The following is a 16466-nucleotide window of genomic DNA, read 5'->3' on the forward strand; positions in this document are numbered from 1 at the left end:
GACGTGAAATACCTATGATGTGTTGCATGCTTAAAAATACGAAAAATCTTCTTTTTATACCAACATTTTGTTATATTTGTTAATAAGTAAACGGAAGTTTTTTCACAGACTGACGTTAGCGGTCAGTTTAAAGAGCCGAATGAAAAACGATAAAAATAAATATCGAAAGAAAGCAATTAATAGAATTATGTGACAAATTTTTAAATGATGAAATCAATTCAAATGATTTATCAGTTTTTGCTTTTGATGCAATCATGTCAGATGAAGTAGAATGGAATGAAAATGACGAAATAATTTCTGAAACGCTTTTCGAATGGGATAATGAAGAAATAAACTTTCCTATCAACAAAGTAAATATGAAGCTTTGGAAAAACAGGCTTGAAAATGATGTTGACGAATTAATGATTTATAACAATTGGAATGTCCACATTGAAAAACAAAAAGAAATTTGTGGAAAATATGGCTCAAATTGGAAGCCCATCAATAAAACACTTAACATTGGTATTTCAGAAAATTTAGATTTAGGCACATTAAATGGATTAAGACATAGAACCAAAAAAGGCGAAGTCTGTTGGTTTATTTGGAGTGGAGAATATTCGGAAGACGATAATTTTTTTCAACTAATTTGTGCTGAACATTTAATGCATAGAAAACCGAAACTGATTGACTATTTAGGACTTGACGTAGGATTTAGATTTATAATAAGCGAAAATGGATATGAAGATGTCTGGTTTGACGAAAAGCTATTGGAAATAGAAAAACCGAACCGCTAACAGCCACTGCAACGGATTTGGGCAATAGGCTTAATGGAAAATGGTTTTGCATTTGAGATGATTTGTCAAGCCCGCTGTAGTAATACAACGCTAGGCATCATTACATCGTAACACCCTAGCCTTAGAGATTTCGAGTAAAAGATTTTAGATAAGAGAACCAATTAAAAAATAAAAATTATGGCACTTATTAATCCTTATGTAAACTACAATGGCAATGCCGAGAAAGCATTCCTTTTTTACAAATCAGTATTTGGTGGAGAATTCGCCAAAATTATTCGTTTAAAAGACATATCGAGTCCTGAATATCCAGTAGCAGAAAATGATGCGAATAAAATCATGCTCATTGCCTTGCCCATTGGCAAAAACATTTTAATGGCCAATGACGTTCCAGAAAGCATGGGTCGAGTAAATGAAAATGAAAATAGGTCAAAAATATCTATCAGTGCAGAAAGTCGTGAAGAAGCTGATAAATTATTTAACGGACTTTCAGTAGGTGGAAATATTGAAGTGCCAATTAGTGACAGTCCTTGGGGTTCCTATTTTGGGATGTTTAGAGATAAATTCGGTATTGAATGGATGGTGGATTTTGATCCAAAATTTAACGGGAAAGTATAAGCAAAAAACCCTTAGCGGTGGTTCATACTTGGCACGCAACATTTTTTTGTGAGAACTGCATTTGATATTAAAAATGTCATTATTTTTTTTTAATTTTATACAGATGTATAATTTAAACCAATATATCGTAGATACTCCCAGCCGTTGCCACAGACTCAGTTGTGGTGATTCTCTTTTTACGGTTTATAACTGTAGGCTTGATGATAAATTTGCGGACCTGTGGAGTCATAATAATTACATTGTATATGTTGCAGAGGGGAAAAAGATTTGGCACACTCCTCATGGTTCCTATGATTTGCAAGCCGGAAGTTGTGTATTCATAAGACGCGGAGCCGCAATTGTAGAACAGTTTCTGGATACAGAGTTTTGCTTTTATCTTTTTTTCGTTTCCGATACATTCATTTGTGACGTATTGAAAACAAAATCAACAGCACTTCATCAATCTGACAAAAAATATGATCCCATCATACCCATTGAAAGCTCAGAAGCAGTGCATTCTTTTTTTAAATCGATGCTTCCTTATTTCAATGCAGTTGTTCCTCCAGACCAGTCGCTATTGCAGCTTAAATTCAAAGAACTAATTCTTACACTGGCAGACAACAAAACAAACGAAGCTTTATTATGTTATTTCTGCTCCTTACTCCATGCACCACAAACAGTAGCATTACAATCGGTTATGGAAGATAATTTTTGCTTTAATTTAAAAATGGAGGATTTTGCCAAATTAAGTTATCGCAGTTTATCTGCTTTTAAAAGAGATTTTGTAAAGGTTTATAATACTTCTCCTGGCAAATGGTTAATGGAGAAAAGATTGCAACATGCCAAACACCTGCTTACCAGTGGAGTCCAATCAGTCAGTGATGCGGCTTTTGAAAGTGGCTTTGAAAGCATCTCCCATTTTAGCAGGGTTTTTAGCAAAAAGTTCGGAACATCTCCCTCAACTATAAAGAGAGCTATAAATATTTTGAGCTGAACAGTCAAGTAAATGAACTTTGCAGTAAAGCAGTTTATCGAAAGGTTTTTTAGTTTTGATTAACTAAAAATTAAAAGCCATGAATGCAAACAAATTACTTTGGGAAAAAGGCGATTTCACGCGAATAGCAGAAAGTATGCGTGAAAGCGGAGCAACTTTGGTTGCCAAACTTGATATTACTAAAAATCTTAACGTTCTTGATTTAGGTTGTGGTGATGGTACTACAGCAATACCTGAAGCAAAACTTGGCGCCAATGTTTTAGGTGTTGATATTGCGAGTAATCTTGTTGCAGCAGGAAACATCAGGGCAAATGCTGAAGGACTTACCAATTGTACTTTTCAGGAAGGCGATGCAACAGATTTAAATGGACAAAAAGACGAGAGTTTTGATCTTGTGGTGAGCATCTTTGGAGCTATGTTTGCACCAAAGCCTTTTGATGTGGCTAAGGAAATGGTTCGTGTTACCAAACCTGGAGGAAGAATCGTAATGGGTAACTGGATACCAGGAGACCCAACATTAGTGGCACAAATATTAAAAATCAGTTCTTCCTATACTCCGCCACCGCCAGAAGGTTTTATCAGTCCAATGCTTTGGGGTATTGAAGAAAACGTTACACAGCGTTTTGTAGATGCAGGCGTACCAAAAGAAAATATAGCATTTACCAGAGATACTTTTACATTTAAGGCTCCATATTCCCCAACCGAATTTTTGAACAATTTCAAGAACTACTATGGACCAACCATGAATGCTTTTGAAGCAGCTGAAAAGAATGGTAAAGCTTTAGATCTTCAGAATGAACTGGAAACATTGTTTATAAACCAAAATAAAAGTCTCGATAAAAATACTACTGATATAACAGCAACTTTCCTACGAGTAGACGTTTCAATATGAAAGCATTAAAAACGTTAACCAAAACGCATTGATATACCACAATTATTCGTTTAGTTTGCAAATTGTGTTTATAATAGCGAACCAATAATACAAAAAGCCATGATTGAACATGCCCCAAAAAGTTAGACACTATTTGGGGCATGTTCAATCATGGCTTTTGCTGTTTTAAATCCCTTATTTCATTCAAAAAAAGCGTACCTATTTACTCTTAATCCTAAAATAGATTAGCTCCATACTTAGCAACAAATATGAAAAAACTACTTGTTAATTCAATTTAATTAACTAACTTTCATACACTTATACTTAAATTATCAATTCTAGATAATGAGCTTATTACTATTTAATTTTTATACCGTACGACTATGAAAATTTCTTTAGAAAAAAAAATAATCATTGGATTCATCCTCAATTTATTCGTTGTTTTTGCTATAGCTTGGATTTTTATTCTAAGGATTGACAAACAAAGAGACCAAACTTTAGACAAGTCTTTGAATTGGATAGAAATTGCATTAATCATTCTTTCGGTTATATTACTGACCGTTGTTTATTTTATCATTCGGTCCCAACTTCGGGCTAAAAACGTTTCCCAAGATTTACTTTTAGAAAACAAACAATTACTACAATCGATTATCGACAATACTTTGAGCCCCATGTTTATAAAAAAAATAAATGGCGAATATCTGTTGATTAATAAACAATTTGAGTCTTTATATAAAATCACAAATGAAGACATAATAGGCAAAACGGATCATGATTTTTTACCCGCATCAATAGCTGATGTCTACCGAAACTCCGATTTTGAGGTTGTAAAAGCATTAAAAGAGTTAAAAACCGAAGAAACAATTCAACAATCTGACGGAATGCACACGTATATCGCTGTGAAATTCCCAATCTATGACGCCACAAAAAGGATTTATGCTATTGGCGGCATTTTCACAGATATCTCCGAAAGAAAAAAACTGGAAGAATCTTCCAAAGCCGCCGATACATTCTTCAACATGTCAGTAGATATGATGATTATTTCTTCTATGAATAAATTTGTAAAAGTGAATCCGGCAGTCAGTAAAATTTTAGGATACTCAGAGGAAGAACTACTAAGCAAAAGCTTTTTGGAATTTACTCATCCGGAGGATATTGAAATCACACAAAAAGAAGTTTCTAAACTTCAAACGGGAGCTCCCTCAATAAAATTCGAAAACAGATACATTTGTAAAGATGGTTCAATAAAATGGCTCATTTGGTCTGTATTTCCTGATGTCACAACTGGATTATTGTATGCTGTAGCCAGTGATATAACCGCTCAAAAAGAAATTGAAACCGCATTAAATGTCGCTAATACATTTTTCTACATGTCCTTTGATATGTTTGTTGTCATTAAAAACGAAAAATTTGTAAAAGTAAATCCTGCTTTTACAAGAATACTTGGATACGATCAAAGAGAAATAATCAACAAACCCTTTTTAGATTTTATTCATCCTGAAGATGCTAAAGTCTTTATGGATGGAATTAAAAAACTACAAATCAGCGACTCCGTTATCAGTCACAGAGTTCGAGAAAGACTAAAAGACGGCTCCTATAAATGGTTTGACTGGACAAGCACAATCGACATTCAAACAGGGATAATTTATGCCGTGGCAAGAGATGTTTCTGAATTGATTAAAAATGAAGAATCCTTGAAGATAGCAAATATGTTTTTTGACATGGCATTTGATATTTTAACCGTAGCCAAAGACAATCATTTTATCAAAATTAATCATGCGTTCACAAAAACCCTCGGGTATAATCAGGAAGATATGGATCGGATTAAATTTATGGATTTAATACACCCTGACGATAAGGAAACTGCTGAGAAAGTATTGGAAAAACATTTAAAAGGGGAATCAATTATTAATTTTAGAATACGGTTTTTGTGTAAAGACGGTTCTTATAAATGGCTCGATTGGAATAGTAATATGGATCTTCAAAACGGCATTTTTTATTCTGTTGGACGAAATGTCACAGAACTTGTAGAACTCGAGAATGAGCAGCAACAAGCCATAGACAATCTCTATGAAAATGAAGAAAAATTACGATTAATAGTCGAAAACATAAGTGAGGGAATTGTTGTAGCAAACACAGATAAAAAAATAATTATGGCCAATGATATGGCCAATGAAATTTTTGGAATCGAAGAAGACGACAAAATATCCCCAAATTTAAGCAATCATTTTGAGCTCTATTTCCCTGATGAAAAAACCATTTTCCCTTCGCAAAATTTACCTATGGAACGCGCGTTGAGTGGCGAAGTGACTACTGATGTTGAAATAGTTCTTTGGAATCCAATGGCACAGGAAAAGAAAAGAGTGCTGATTAGCGGCAGACCATTAGTCGATCAAAACAACAATGTGGTTGCAGCTGTTGTAACGATAAAAGACATCAGTAAATACAAACAAATGGAGGAAGATTTGAAAGAATCAGAATCTAAATACCGACAATTAATCGGATTCCGAAAAGGCAATACTGATACGCTGATATAAGCCTGAAACTATGCGCTACAATTTCCTTTTTAAATTCTCTTTAACCTCATCAAACCATTCATTTTTCAAGATGCTTAATATAATACTGTCACGCCGAGCATCACTTCCCAGAGTTGGCATGTGATTGCGCAATACTCCTTCAACTTTACAACCGATGCTTTTCATGGCAGCAATGCTTCGTTCGTTATTATTATCAGCGCGAAACTCAACACGTTCGACTCCTAATGTTTCGAATGCGAATTGCAACAGTAAAAATTTACAATGCTTGTTTAACCCAGTTCCACGAAACGCTCCTCCGTACCAAGTATACCCCAGTTGAAGTGTTTTGAATTCTAAATTGATATCGTAAAAACGAGTACTTCCAGCATATTTCCCTGATTTTTTATCGAAAACTATAAAGGGAAATTCTACTCCGTTTTCTTCGGCTTTTAGAGCAATCTGAATGTATTTTTCTAAATTTTCTTTCCCATTCGCCCGAACAAGGGAATACTTCCAAGTTTCAGGTTCATTAATAGAAATTTCCATTAGATTCTCAACATCCGACTCCAATAATGGGCGCAGTAAAACAGTTTCGTCTTCTAGGATGGTATTTTGGAATAAAACTAAGCTCATATTTATATTCAGTTATGGGTATAAAAAACAATCTATTTTGAATCACTTAATTCATGTATTAAAATCGAGTTTTTTGAAGATAGACTACATTAAATCAAGTCGTAAATTTAATATAAAAATTGAAATTTAACTTCTTACGATTTAGAGATTTATTATTTTTATTTTCTTAATTTCGTTATCGGTAGCAAAAAATTAGTTTCACTAAATAAATAACTATGGAATTCAATTTTAAAAATTAATCCATGAAATCAATCCAGTTTTTAATCCTTCCGTTCGTTTTTTTTACTGCATTCAGTTCTTATTCCCAAAATCAAAGTAAAACGGATAAATCAAAAGAATTTAAAGTAGCATTCGAACAGTTCACACTAGAAAACGGACTGCATGTAATCCTGCATATTGATCGATCTGACCCAGTAGTCGCTGTTGCTTTGACAAGCCACGTGGGATCTGCGAGAGAAAAAGCAGGTCGTACCGGATTTGCACATTTATTTGAACATTTACTTTTCTTGGAATCTGAAAACTTAGGAAAAGGAGGTCTTGATAAAATGAGTGCCCGTATTGGTGGGGCTGGTGCCAATGGTTCTACCAGCAGAGACCGCACTAATTATTTTCAGACTGTTCCTAAAGACGCATTAGAAAAAATGATTTGGGCCGAAGCCGATAAATTAGGTTATTTCATCAATACGGTAACAGAACCGGTTTTAGCCAAAGAAAAACAGGTCGTTAAAAATGAAAAAAGACAGAGTTATGACAATAGACCTTATGGACACAATTTTTCTGTAATATCTAAAAGTTTATACCCGGCAACGCATCCGTACAGCTGGGATGTGATTGGTTCCTTAGAAGATTTACAGAATGCCACACTGGAAGATGTAAAAAGTTTTTACAACCGCTGGTATGTACCTAATAATGTCACCCTGACTATTGCCGGAGATTTCGATGTCAAACAAACCAAAGCTTGGGTCGAAAAATACTTTGGAGAAATAAAACGTGGGGAAGCAATTCCTAAAATGGAAAAGCAGTCTGTAACATTGACCGAAACTAAAAAACTGTATTATGAAGATAATTTTGCCAAATTACCGCAACTCACACTGACTTGGCCTTCGGTTTACGAATACCATCCTGACAGTTATGCTTTGGAAGTTTTGGCCAGTTATCTGTCAAAAGGTAAAAAGGCACCTTTGTACAAAACCCTTGTCGAAGACAAAAAATTAACTGATGCGACTGACGTTTTCCAATACAATTCAGAAATAGCGGGTCAGTACATGTTGAGTGTTACTGCTTTTGAAAAAACAAATTTGAATGAAGTAATGAATGGCGTAAACGAAGCTTTTAAAAACTTTGAAGCTGAAGGAATTTCTCAACAGGATTTAAATCGGATTAAAGCCGGACAGGAAACCGCTTTTTACACAAATCTATCCAGCGTATTAGGAAAAGGATTCCAACTGGCGCAATATGAAATTTTTGCAGGAACTCCAGATTATATTAATCAAGATGTGAAAAATATTCTAGCGGTAACTACCGAAGATGTGATGCGTGTGTATCAAAAATACATCAAAGGAAAACATTTTGTGGCCACAAGTTTTGTTCCAAAAGGTGAAACCAATTTAATCTTGGACGGTTCAGAATTAGCAGCCGTAGTTGAGGAAAAAATCATCGAAGGAAAAGAAGATGCATTTGATGCCAGCATTGCTGCAACGTATGAAAAAACGCCTTCTAAATTTGACCGAAGCATAGAGCCAGCGTATGGAGAAAGCCCTGATGTAAAATTACCATCGGTGTGGAAAAACAAATTGTCATCCGGTTTAAACGTTTTAGGTATTGAAAACCACGAAGTGCCTCTTGTTCAATTTCAGTTGCAGATTAAAGGCGGAATGTTACTTGAAAATACCGATAAAATAGGTGTTTCAACCATGCTGGCGGAACTGATGACAAAAGGCACAAAAAACAAAACTCCGGAACAATTGGAAAATGCTATTGAAAGTCTGGGAGCAACTATTAGAGCATACGCAACTGACGAATCTATTTTTATCTCAGGAAATACCTTAGCAAAGAATTACAATGAAACTATGGCGCTGGTTCAAGAAATAATCCTGCAACCTCGCTGGGATGCCAAAGAATTTGATTTGATTAAACAAAGTACTTTAAGCCAAATTCTACAACAAAAAGCGGATCCAAATAGTATTGCCAGAAATGAATTTAAGAAGTTAATTTATGGAACAGAATCTATTTTATCCAACAACCGCATCGGTAATGAAAATTCTGTAAACAGCATTACGATTGATGATTTGAAAAATTATTACACTAAAAACATGGCTCCGTCTGTTGCTGATTTTCAGATTGTGGGTTCCATTTCAAAAACGGATGTGACTAATTCATTAGCGACTTTAAATAAAAACTGGGAAGCTAAAAAAGTTACGGTTCCTAAAATAACAACTACGAATACCGTAGCGTCATCCAAAATTTATTTTTACGATGTTCCCGGTGCAAAACAATCTGTAATTAGAATAGGATATCCCGCACTTGCCGCTACGGATGCTGATTTTTATCCCGCTCAAATCCTGAATTACCGTTTGGGTGGTGGTGGTTTTGCCTCTCAATTAACGCAAGAATTACGTGAAGGAAAAGGATATACGTATGGTATCAATTCTTCCTTTAACGGTTCTGTTAATAAAGGTCCGTTTACTATTTCCAGTGGCGTTCGCTCTAATGTAACATTTGAATCCGTTAGTTTAATCAAAGAAATTGTAGCGCAATATGGAAAAAATTTCAACGAGAATGATCTTGAGGTTACAAAAGGATATTTAATAAAAAGTAATGCCAGAGCATTTGAAACACTGTCATCTAAACTGGAAATGCTTTACGACATCAGCAACTACAAATACTCTGATGACTATGCAAAACAACAGGAAAACATTGTAAAGAAGATTACTATTGGAGAACTAAAAAAGCTTTCGGATACGTATTTGAATGCCGATAAAATGATTTATTTAGTGGTAGGCGATGCTGAAACGCAATTGAAAAAGCTGGAGCAAATTGGTTTTGGAGCGCCAATTCTTTTGAATAAAACGGCGATAAAATAACTGATTGTATTAGCCTGGATTGAAGTAAAAATCCCGAACAGAAAAATTATTTTTTTTTAAGGGAGTCCCGAAATATCGGGATGTAACGAAGTGCTGTCTCGATTCTTAGGGATAGCTCCAAAAAAACTACTCGTTCATTTCGTCGTAACGCACCGGAATTTGCGGATCGTACAAAGGACATTTGAATTCTTCCATAGTATCTGCCAGAAGGTTCATAGTTTTACCTTCGGTTCCGTAGCAATCGATTTGTATGCTTTGCGATGTCGTTTTTATGTGAAAAGCACCTTTTCCAGTCGTGTTTTTCCAACTAAATTCGTCTACTTTTTCCCAGTTTGAAAATACCGAATTGATTCTATTGATGATAACCATCACAGGCAGTTCTTCTAATCCTTCGACGATTTCTTGCTCAACAAGAGCTTCATACACCAAGTGATGGTTGAGATAAATTCCGTCCTGATATCTCCAAAAAAGTAATTCGTACATTGGAAAAAAGTTTAAAGGTTTAATCGTTTAAAAGTTTAGGCAAAAAACCAAAGTTTAATTGTTTAAATCAATCAACGATTAATCAATTCAACGGTTAAACAATCTTAATATTCAAAAGTCCCGTATTCGCTGGTAATAGTAAGTTTTTTTGTGTCAGATGCTTCTACTCTACCTACGATTTGAGCATCAACATTGAATGATTTAGAAATCGCGATAATGTCTTGTGCAACAGCTTCCGGAACGTAAATTTCCATACGGTGACCGCAATTGAAAACTTGGTACATTTCTTTCCAATCCGTTTTAGATTGTTCTTGAATTAACTGGAACAATGGCGGAACCGGAAATAAATTGTCTTTTATAATGTGTAGCTTTTCTACGAAATGTAAAATTTTAGTTTGTGCTCCACCACTGCAATGTACCATTCCGTGAATTTCATCAGAAGAATATTTATCTAAAATTTTCTTGATAATTGGCGCATAGGTTCTGGTTGGCGAAAGCACTAATTGTCCAGCGTCGATTGGTGAATTTTCAACTGCATCCGTCAATTTTACTTGTCCGGAATAGATTAATTCTTCAGGAACTGCAGCGTCAAAACTCTCTGGATATTTAGTTGCCAAATACTTCCCGAAAACATCATGACGCGCCGATGTTAATCCGTTACTTCCCATTCCGCCATTATAGCTTTTCTCATAAGTAGCCTGACCAAAAGAGGCCAATCCTACAATTACGTCACCCGCTTTAATATTAGCATTATCTATTACTTTAGAACGTTTCATGCGAGCTGTTACTGTTGAATCTACAATTATAGTTCGAACAATATCGCCTACATCTGCCGTTTCACCACCTGTTGAATGTATGGTCACGCCAAAAGAATCCAGTTCTTTAATCAACTCCTCAGTTCCATTGATAATTGCTGAAATAACTTCGGCCGGGATTAGGTTTTTGTTTCTTCCTATAGTTGAAGAAAGCAAAATATTATCGGTTGCTCCTACGCACAATAAATCATCAATATTCATGATTAAAGCATCTTGCGAAATGCCTTTCCAAACGGAAATATCTCCAGTTTCTTTCCAATACATATACGCCAGAGAAGATTTAGTTCCTGCTCCATCAGCATGCATAATAAGACAATAGTCTTCGTCTTGAGTTAGATAATCAGGGACTATTTTACAGAAAGCTTGTGGAAATAATCCTTTATCAATGTTTTTTATGGCATTATGAACATCTTCTTTGGATGCCGAAACACCGCGAAGCGCATATCTTTTTGAAATATCTGAACTCATGTAGTATAGTTGTGAAGCCTGCATTATGGCAGGTAGTTGTGCGGCAAAGATAATTATTTTTTTGGGTTTTGCCTATGGGGTTTTCAAGTGTTTCGTTAAATCTACATTCCTTCCATAAAGTGTAGTTTTATTTCATTAAATTTGTTATAACATTTTAACTGTTAGATTTTTACATTTAAAAATCAACACTAAAATGCCGTTTATATTAATCGCTATTATCCTAAATTAATATTGATTTTAATTGAGTTTATCCAATAAACTACCTTTAAAAGTTCAACAAATTTTAAACACTGAATGAAACTTAGAGAAGTGGAAACCAGCAACCACTATAAAAAACGGGGCCATGCCGAAAAGCCATACGAGTAGGAAATTAAAACAACAATATCATGCCTAAATATGTAATTGAAAGAGAGATTCCTGGTGCCGGTAAATTAAATGCCGATCAACTGAAAGCTATTTCGCAAACATCTTGCGGAGTATTGGGTAAAATGGGACCGCAAATCCAATGGGTTAACAGTCAGGTAACCGCTGACAAAATTTATTGTACTTATATTGCCCCCAACGAAGAAATGATTCGCGAACATGCGAAACAAGGTGGGTTTCCTGCAAATTCCATAAGTCGAATATCGACAACCATTGACCCGACAACCGCAGAAGAAACCGTTTAGCAAGATGAAATTAAATGTATTAAACTTAAAAAAAATGCCTTTCCGAAACGGAAAGGCATTTTTTTTAAAAAACACGTTTGTTATTATTTTACAGTATTACACTATTTTTTCACGACCAATATTTCGACTCTCCTATTGGCAATTCGTTCTGCTTCATTTTTCTCCGGCAACGCATATATAGGTCTGCTGCTTCCAAATCCTCTATGCCCTAATCTTGAAGTGGCGATTCCGTTTCTTATTAAATAATCAAATACAAACTTTGATCTTCGATAGGAAAGTTTTACGTCATTTGGATTGTTGTTACAACAAATATGCCCGTAAACATAAATTTTCAATTGAGGATTCATTTTTAAAACCTGAAGAAGATCAGAAAGAATTGGTTCCGATTCTGTAATTATTCTTTCTGAATTAAAATAGAAATTTAGATTTTCGAGTTTTATCAAATCTCCTATTTTAGCGTTATTTACTTTTTCAATCAGAGAAATATTATTTTTTGTTTCATTAACAGGAACATCTTTCTCTGGGGTATTTTCAAAAACCAAATTCTCATTATCTGTTTTTTTGTTAATGGAAATCTTATCTTGATAATAAACTAAAACTTTACGGTTATCGCTTTGATTTTTTAATTGCTCAAAGTCTTCTCCTAAACCGTATAATTCAAGTTTTTCGCTCAGATGAACTTTATTAAATTCTAAAAGTGCGAGTACATTATTAGCTCTTCGAAAAGACAGTTCCTTGTTGTAAGAATTGGAATCGATACTATCACAAAATCCTTGAATTTTTAAAATCTCTTTACCTTTTGAATGCTCTAACCATTTGCAAAAATCTTGTTGTGATTTTTCATTAATTATATCTTGATTGAAATCAAAAAACAATACCAATTTATCTTGTGCAGACAAAGTAATTATATAAAAAAACAAAATCAAAAAAAGTCTTATTTTCATGTAAAACAATTGACTATTATTTTAAAAAAACGCACAAATAAAAAAAATAGTATAAAAAAACCCGATAGGTTTTGAAACGTATCGGGTCTACTATTTTAGAGCTTTTAGTTTATTTTGTAAACAACAATTCTCTGTATTTAGTCAATGTCCAAAGTTCATTATCTACCAGTAACTCTAGTTTATCACAGTGGTTTCTGATGATTTCAAAATATGGTTTTACATTATTACAATATGCCTCAGCCATTGCTTGCGCATCAGTCAAATTGTTTGCTTTCTTTCTTTCGTTTGTCATCGCTTCCACTTTAGAGTTGATTCCTTCGATATGACTGGAAATTTCTCTGATTAAGATGATTTGTTCTTTAGCAATCGATTCGAATTCAGCTCCAAAAATATCTTTCAATCCTTTAACATTCTCAATTAAAGTATTTTGGTAACGAATAGCAGTAGGAATTACGTGATTTTTAGAAATATCCCCTAAAACTCTACCTTCAATTTGAATTTTCTTAGTGTACTCTTCCAATTCAATTTCGTAACGCGCTTCAACCTCGATGTGATTCATGATATTCAACTCAGAAAACAAATCCAAAGCTTGTTTTGAAGCTCTTGCTTTTAATGCTTCAGGAGTTGTTTTGAAGTTGCTTAAACCTCTTTTCGCTGCTTCGATTTCCCAAGCATCGCTGTAACCGTCTCCTTCGAAAAGGATATTTTTAGAAACTTTGATATATTCTCTCAATACATTGAAGATAGCATCATCTTTCTTCATGTCTTTAGATTCAATCAAGCTATCCACTTCTTTTTTGAAATCTTTCAATTGTTTAGCAACAATTGCATTCAAAGTAGTCATTGCATTAGAACAGTTTGCGGTAGAACCTACAGCTCTGAACTCAAATTTATTTCCTGTAAAAGCAAATGGTGAAGTTCTGTTTCTGTCCGTATTATCCAAAAGTACATCTGGAATTTTACCTACTACATTTAGTTTTAAATCTGTTTTTTCTTCCGGAGATAATTTCCCTGCAGTTACGCCTTCTAATTCAGCTAAAACTTTAGTTAATTGCTCACCAATAAATACAGAGATGATTGCCGGTGGTGCCTCATTTGCACCTAATCTGTGATCATTACTTGCAGAAGCGATAGCTCCTCTCAATAATGCCTCATAATCATTTACCGCTTTGATTGTATTGATAAAGAATGTCAAGAACTGTAAATTGCTCATAGGCGTTTTACTTGGACTCAACAAGTTTACTCCAGTATCTGTTGCTAATGACCAGTTATTGTGTTTTCCTGAGCCATTAACTCCTTTGAACGGTTTTTCATGGAATAACACTTTCAAGTCATGACGTTCCGCCACTTTTTGCATTACGTCCATTAACAAACAGTTGTGGTCTACCGCTAAGTTTGTCTCTTCAAAAATAGGTGCCAATTCAAATTGATTTGGAGCTACTTCATTGTGACGTGTTTTAACCGGAATTCCTAACAACATACATTCTTGCTCTAAATCTCTCATGTACGTTAAAGCACGAGTTGGAATAGAACCAAAATAGTGGTCGTCTAATTGTTGTCCTTTTGCAGAGGTATGTCCTAGCAAAGTTCTTCCAGTCATCACAAGATCCGGACGAGAATCAGCCAATGATTTATCAATTAAGAAATATTCTTGCTCCCATCCTAAGGTTGCAGTAACTTTCTTTACATTTTTATCAAAATATTTACATACTTCAGTTGCAGCGTCATCCATTGCAGATAAAGCTCTTAGCAAAGGAATTTTATTATCTAAAGCTTCTCCTGTGTAAGAAATAAAAACTGTTGGAATACATAATGTAGTTCCAAAAATAAATGCTGGAGAAGTTGGATCCCAAGCGGTATATCCTCTTGCTTCAAATGTGTTTCTGATTCCACCATTTGGGAAACTAGATGCATCTGGTTCTTGTTGCACTAATTGAGCACCACCAAATTTTTCTACTGGATCGCTTCCATCGTATGAAGTTTCGAAAAAAGCATCATGTTTTTCAGCAGTTGTTCCTGTTAACGGTTGAAACCAGTGTGTGTAATGGGTAACTCCTTTTGAAAGAGCCCATTCTTTCATACCCATGGCAATATAATCAGCTAATTTTCTATCTATTTTAGTTCCATGCTGAACAGCACCCTGGACTCCCTTATAAGCATCTGAAGTCAAATACTGCTTCATCGCTTTATCATTAAATACATTCGAACCAAAAATAACTGATTTTCTATCGGATTCTTCAAAATGAACCGGCTTTCTAGTGGAAGCTTCTCTCAAAGCTTGAAAACGTAATGTAGACATGTGAAAAAAATTAAATTATTAATATTTTTATTAGTAAATAGCAAATATAAGGAATAAAACGTAGAAAAAATAGAATCGTGGATTATGAAATTAATTTATATTCCCCTTTTAAATTATCATTTTTAAAATATACCCCACTGAAAATGCAGTTATGAGAAAAATAACAGGCTAACAAATAAAAATACCCCCTTATTTTTACTGGAGTTAAAATTTAATTTATTTTTGCATAAAATAAAAGTTACGAATAAATTTATATTGTTATGGCTAAAATAAAATTAGAATACATTTGGTTAGATGGTTATGAACCAACACAAAATCTTAGAAGTAAAACTAAAGTTGAAGAGCATGAAAATTTCCAAGGAACTTTGGAAGAAATCGGAAACTGGTCATTTGATGGTTCATCAACTAGACAAGCAGAAGGTGGTTCATCAGATTGTTTATTAGTACCAGTTGCTATTTATCCAGATCCAACACGTAAAAACGGATACTTAGTAATGACCGAAGTTATGCATGCAGACGGTACGCCTCACCCTTCAAACGGTAGAGCTACAATTGATGATGATGGTGACTTCTGGTTTGGTTTCGAACAAGAATATTTCATTATGGATACTAAAACTTTATTGCCTTTAGGATTTCCAATTGGAGGATACCCTGCACCACAAGGGATGTACTACTGTTCAGTAGGTGGTAAAAACACTCACGGAAGAAGTTTAGTAGAGGAGCATGCTGATTTATGTATCGCTGCCGGAATTAACTTTGAAGGTATCAATCAAGAAGTTGCTTGTGGTCAATGGGAATTTCAATTATTCGCTCAAGGGGCTAAAAAAGCTGGAGACGAAATATGGATTGCCAGATATTTACTAGATCGTTTGACTGAAAAATACGGTTACTATATTGATTACCATCCAAAACCTCTTGGAGATACAGACTGGAATGGTTCAGGAATGCATGCCAACTTCTCTAATGAAATATTAAGAACATGTGGTTCTCAAGAAGTTTACGAAAAAATATGTGAAGCCTTCAGACCTGTAACAAAAGAACACATTGCAGTTTATGGAGCATACAACGATCAACGTTTAACTGGTAAGCATGAAACCGCTTCTATCAATGATTTCTCTTATGGTGTTTCTGACAGAGGAGCTTCTATAAGAATCCCATTAATCACTGTTCAAAAAGGATGGAAAGGATGGTTGGAAGACAGAAGACCAGCTTCAAATGGAGATCCATACAAAATCGCTGCAAGAATTGTTAAAACTGTAAAATCTGCTTTAATAGAAGAACCAGCTTTAGTATAAAAATAAGTTTATATAAAATTTGATTTTGTT

The 16466-nt window shown here is 34.5% G+C and carries 13 protein-coding genes; 8 read left to right on the forward strand and 5 right to left on the reverse strand.

Annotation, left to right across the window (positions count from 1 at the left end; genetic code table 11):
• Positions 1-254 precede the first annotated feature (254 nt).
• The 5 genes from QLS31_RS06445 to QLS31_RS06465 all read left to right on the forward strand — a co-directional run bounded on the left by QLS31_RS06445 (position 255) and on the right by QLS31_RS06465 (position 5769).
• On the forward strand, positions 255-773 hold the full coding sequence (locus QLS31_RS06445; RefSeq protein WP_282743173.1) for a hypothetical protein: 519 nt from the start codon (positions 255-257) through the stop codon (positions 771-773).
• A gap of 177 nt (positions 774-950) precedes the next feature.
• Positions 951-1388 carry a VOC family protein gene (locus tag QLS31_RS06450; protein ID WP_282743174.1) on the forward strand — a complete coding sequence of 146 codons (438 nt, stop codon included), beginning with the start codon at positions 951-953 and terminating at the stop codon, positions 1386-1388.
• A gap of 103 nt (positions 1389-1491) precedes the next feature.
• Positions 1492-2361 (forward strand): AraC family transcriptional regulator, encoded by an 870-nt coding sequence (locus tag QLS31_RS06455; protein WP_158234592.1) that lies wholly within the window; start codon positions 1492-1494, stop codon positions 2359-2361.
• Positions 2362-2440: 79 nt separating this feature from the next.
• Positions 2441-3253, forward strand: a complete 813-nt coding sequence (locus QLS31_RS06460; protein WP_282743175.1) for a class I SAM-dependent methyltransferase — start codon at positions 2441-2443, stop codon at positions 3251-3253.
• 362 nt (positions 3254-3615) lie between these two features.
• Positions 3616-5769: a PAS domain S-box protein gene (locus tag QLS31_RS06465; protein ID WP_282743176.1), complete on the forward strand. Its 2154-nt coding sequence runs from the start codon at positions 3616-3618 to the stop codon at positions 5767-5769.
• 15 nt (positions 5770-5784) lie between these two features.
• Here the strand turns inward: QLS31_RS06465 and QLS31_RS06470 are convergent, their stop codons facing one another.
• Complete coding sequence (locus QLS31_RS06470; RefSeq protein WP_282743177.1) at positions 5785-6381, reverse strand: GNAT family protein; 597 nt, start codon at positions 6379-6381, stop codon at positions 5785-5787.
• A gap of 242 nt (positions 6382-6623) precedes the next feature.
• On the opposite strand from QLS31_RS06470, the gene QLS31_RS06475 reads away from it, so the two are divergent.
• Positions 6624-9464, forward strand: coding sequence for a pitrilysin family protein (locus QLS31_RS06475; RefSeq protein ID WP_282743178.1), 2841 nt, complete (start codon positions 6624-6626; stop codon positions 9462-9464).
• Positions 9465-9590: 126 nt separating this feature from the next.
• On the opposite strand, the gene QLS31_RS06480 is transcribed toward QLS31_RS06475, so the two are convergent.
• Both QLS31_RS06480 and QLS31_RS06485 read right to left on the reverse strand, forming a co-directional pair.
• Positions 9591-9947, reverse strand: coding sequence for a hypothetical protein (locus QLS31_RS06480; RefSeq protein WP_282743179.1), 357 nt, complete (start codon positions 9945-9947; stop codon positions 9591-9593).
• Between the two features lie 104 nt (positions 9948-10051).
• A complete protein-coding gene (locus QLS31_RS06485; protein ID WP_282743180.1) occupies positions 10052-11230 on the reverse strand; it encodes an AIR synthase related protein in 1179 nt (392 codons plus the stop codon).
• Positions 11231-11616: 386 nt separating this feature from the next.
• Between QLS31_RS06485 and QLS31_RS06490 the strand changes: the two genes are divergently transcribed.
• The gene (locus QLS31_RS06490; RefSeq protein WP_099714691.1) at positions 11617-11898 is read left to right on the forward strand and encodes a DUF4242 domain-containing protein; all 282 of its coding nucleotides are present in this window, start codon (positions 11617-11619) and stop codon (positions 11896-11898) included.
• A gap of 101 nt (positions 11899-11999) precedes the next feature.
• Here the strand turns inward: QLS31_RS06490 and QLS31_RS06495 are convergent, their stop codons facing one another.
• Positions 12000-12842, reverse strand: coding sequence for an OmpA family protein (locus QLS31_RS06495; protein WP_282743181.1), 843 nt, complete (start codon positions 12840-12842; stop codon positions 12000-12002).
• Positions 12843-12951: 109 nt separating this feature from the next.
• Positions 12952-15141 (reverse strand): glutamine synthetase III, encoded by a 2190-nt coding sequence (locus QLS31_RS06500; protein WP_099714689.1) that lies wholly within the window; start codon positions 15139-15141, stop codon positions 12952-12954.
• A 260-nt stretch (positions 15142-15401) separates the two neighbouring features.
• Here QLS31_RS06500 and QLS31_RS06505 point away from each other — a divergent pair, with 260 nt between their 5' ends.
• The gene (locus QLS31_RS06505) at positions 15402-16436 is read left to right on the forward strand and encodes a glutamine synthetase beta-grasp domain-containing protein (protein WP_282743182.1); all 1035 of its coding nucleotides are present in this window, start codon (positions 15402-15404) and stop codon (positions 16434-16436) included.
• The last annotated feature ends 30 nt before the right edge of the window (positions 16437-16466 follow it).

Source organism: Flavobacterium sp. XS2P24 (genome assembly GCF_030010285.1).
GTDB lineage: Bacteria > Bacteroidota > Bacteroidia > Flavobacteriales > Flavobacteriaceae > Flavobacterium > Flavobacterium algoritolerans.

Excerpts from the sequence above, each read along its gene's own strand:
- QLS31_RS06445 (WP_282743173.1), top strand. The coding sequence starts at position 255 with ATGTCAGATGAAGTAGAATGGAATGAAAATGACGAAATAATTTCTGAA.
- QLS31_RS06450 (WP_282743174.1), top strand. The coding sequence starts at position 951 with ATGGCACTTATTAATCCTTATGTAAACTACAATGGCAATGCCGAGAAA.
- QLS31_RS06455 (WP_158234592.1), top strand. The coding sequence starts at position 1,492 with ATGTATAATTTAAACCAATATATCGTAGATACTCCCAGCCGTTGCCAC.
- QLS31_RS06460 (WP_282743175.1), top strand. The coding sequence starts at position 2,441 with ATGAATGCAAACAAATTACTTTGGGAAAAAGGCGATTTCACGCGAATA.
- QLS31_RS06465 (WP_282743176.1), top strand. The coding sequence starts at position 3,616 with ATGAAAATTTCTTTAGAAAAAAAAATAATCATTGGATTCATCCTCAAT.
- QLS31_RS06470 (WP_282743177.1), bottom strand. The coding sequence starts at position 6,381 with ATGAGCTTAGTTTTATTCCAAAATACCATCCTAGAAGACGAAACTGTT.
- QLS31_RS06475 (WP_282743178.1), top strand. The coding sequence starts at position 6,624 with ATGAAATCAATCCAGTTTTTAATCCTTCCGTTCGTTTTTTTTACTGCA.
- QLS31_RS06480 (WP_282743179.1), bottom strand. The coding sequence starts at position 9,947 with ATGTACGAATTACTTTTTTGGAGATATCAGGACGGAATTTATCTCAAC.
- QLS31_RS06485 (WP_282743180.1), bottom strand. The coding sequence starts at position 11,230 with ATGAGTTCAGATATTTCAAAAAGATATGCGCTTCGCGGTGTTTCGGCA.
- QLS31_RS06490 (WP_099714691.1), top strand. The coding sequence starts at position 11,617 with ATGCCTAAATATGTAATTGAAAGAGAGATTCCTGGTGCCGGTAAATTA.
- QLS31_RS06495 (WP_282743181.1), bottom strand. The coding sequence starts at position 12,842 with ATGAAAATAAGACTTTTTTTGATTTTGTTTTTTTATATAATTACTTTG.
- QLS31_RS06500 (WP_099714689.1), bottom strand. The coding sequence starts at position 15,141 with ATGTCTACATTACGTTTTCAAGCTTTGAGAGAAGCTTCCACTAGAAAG.
- QLS31_RS06505 (WP_282743182.1), top strand. The coding sequence starts at position 15,402 with ATGGCTAAAATAAAATTAGAATACATTTGGTTAGATGGTTATGAACCA.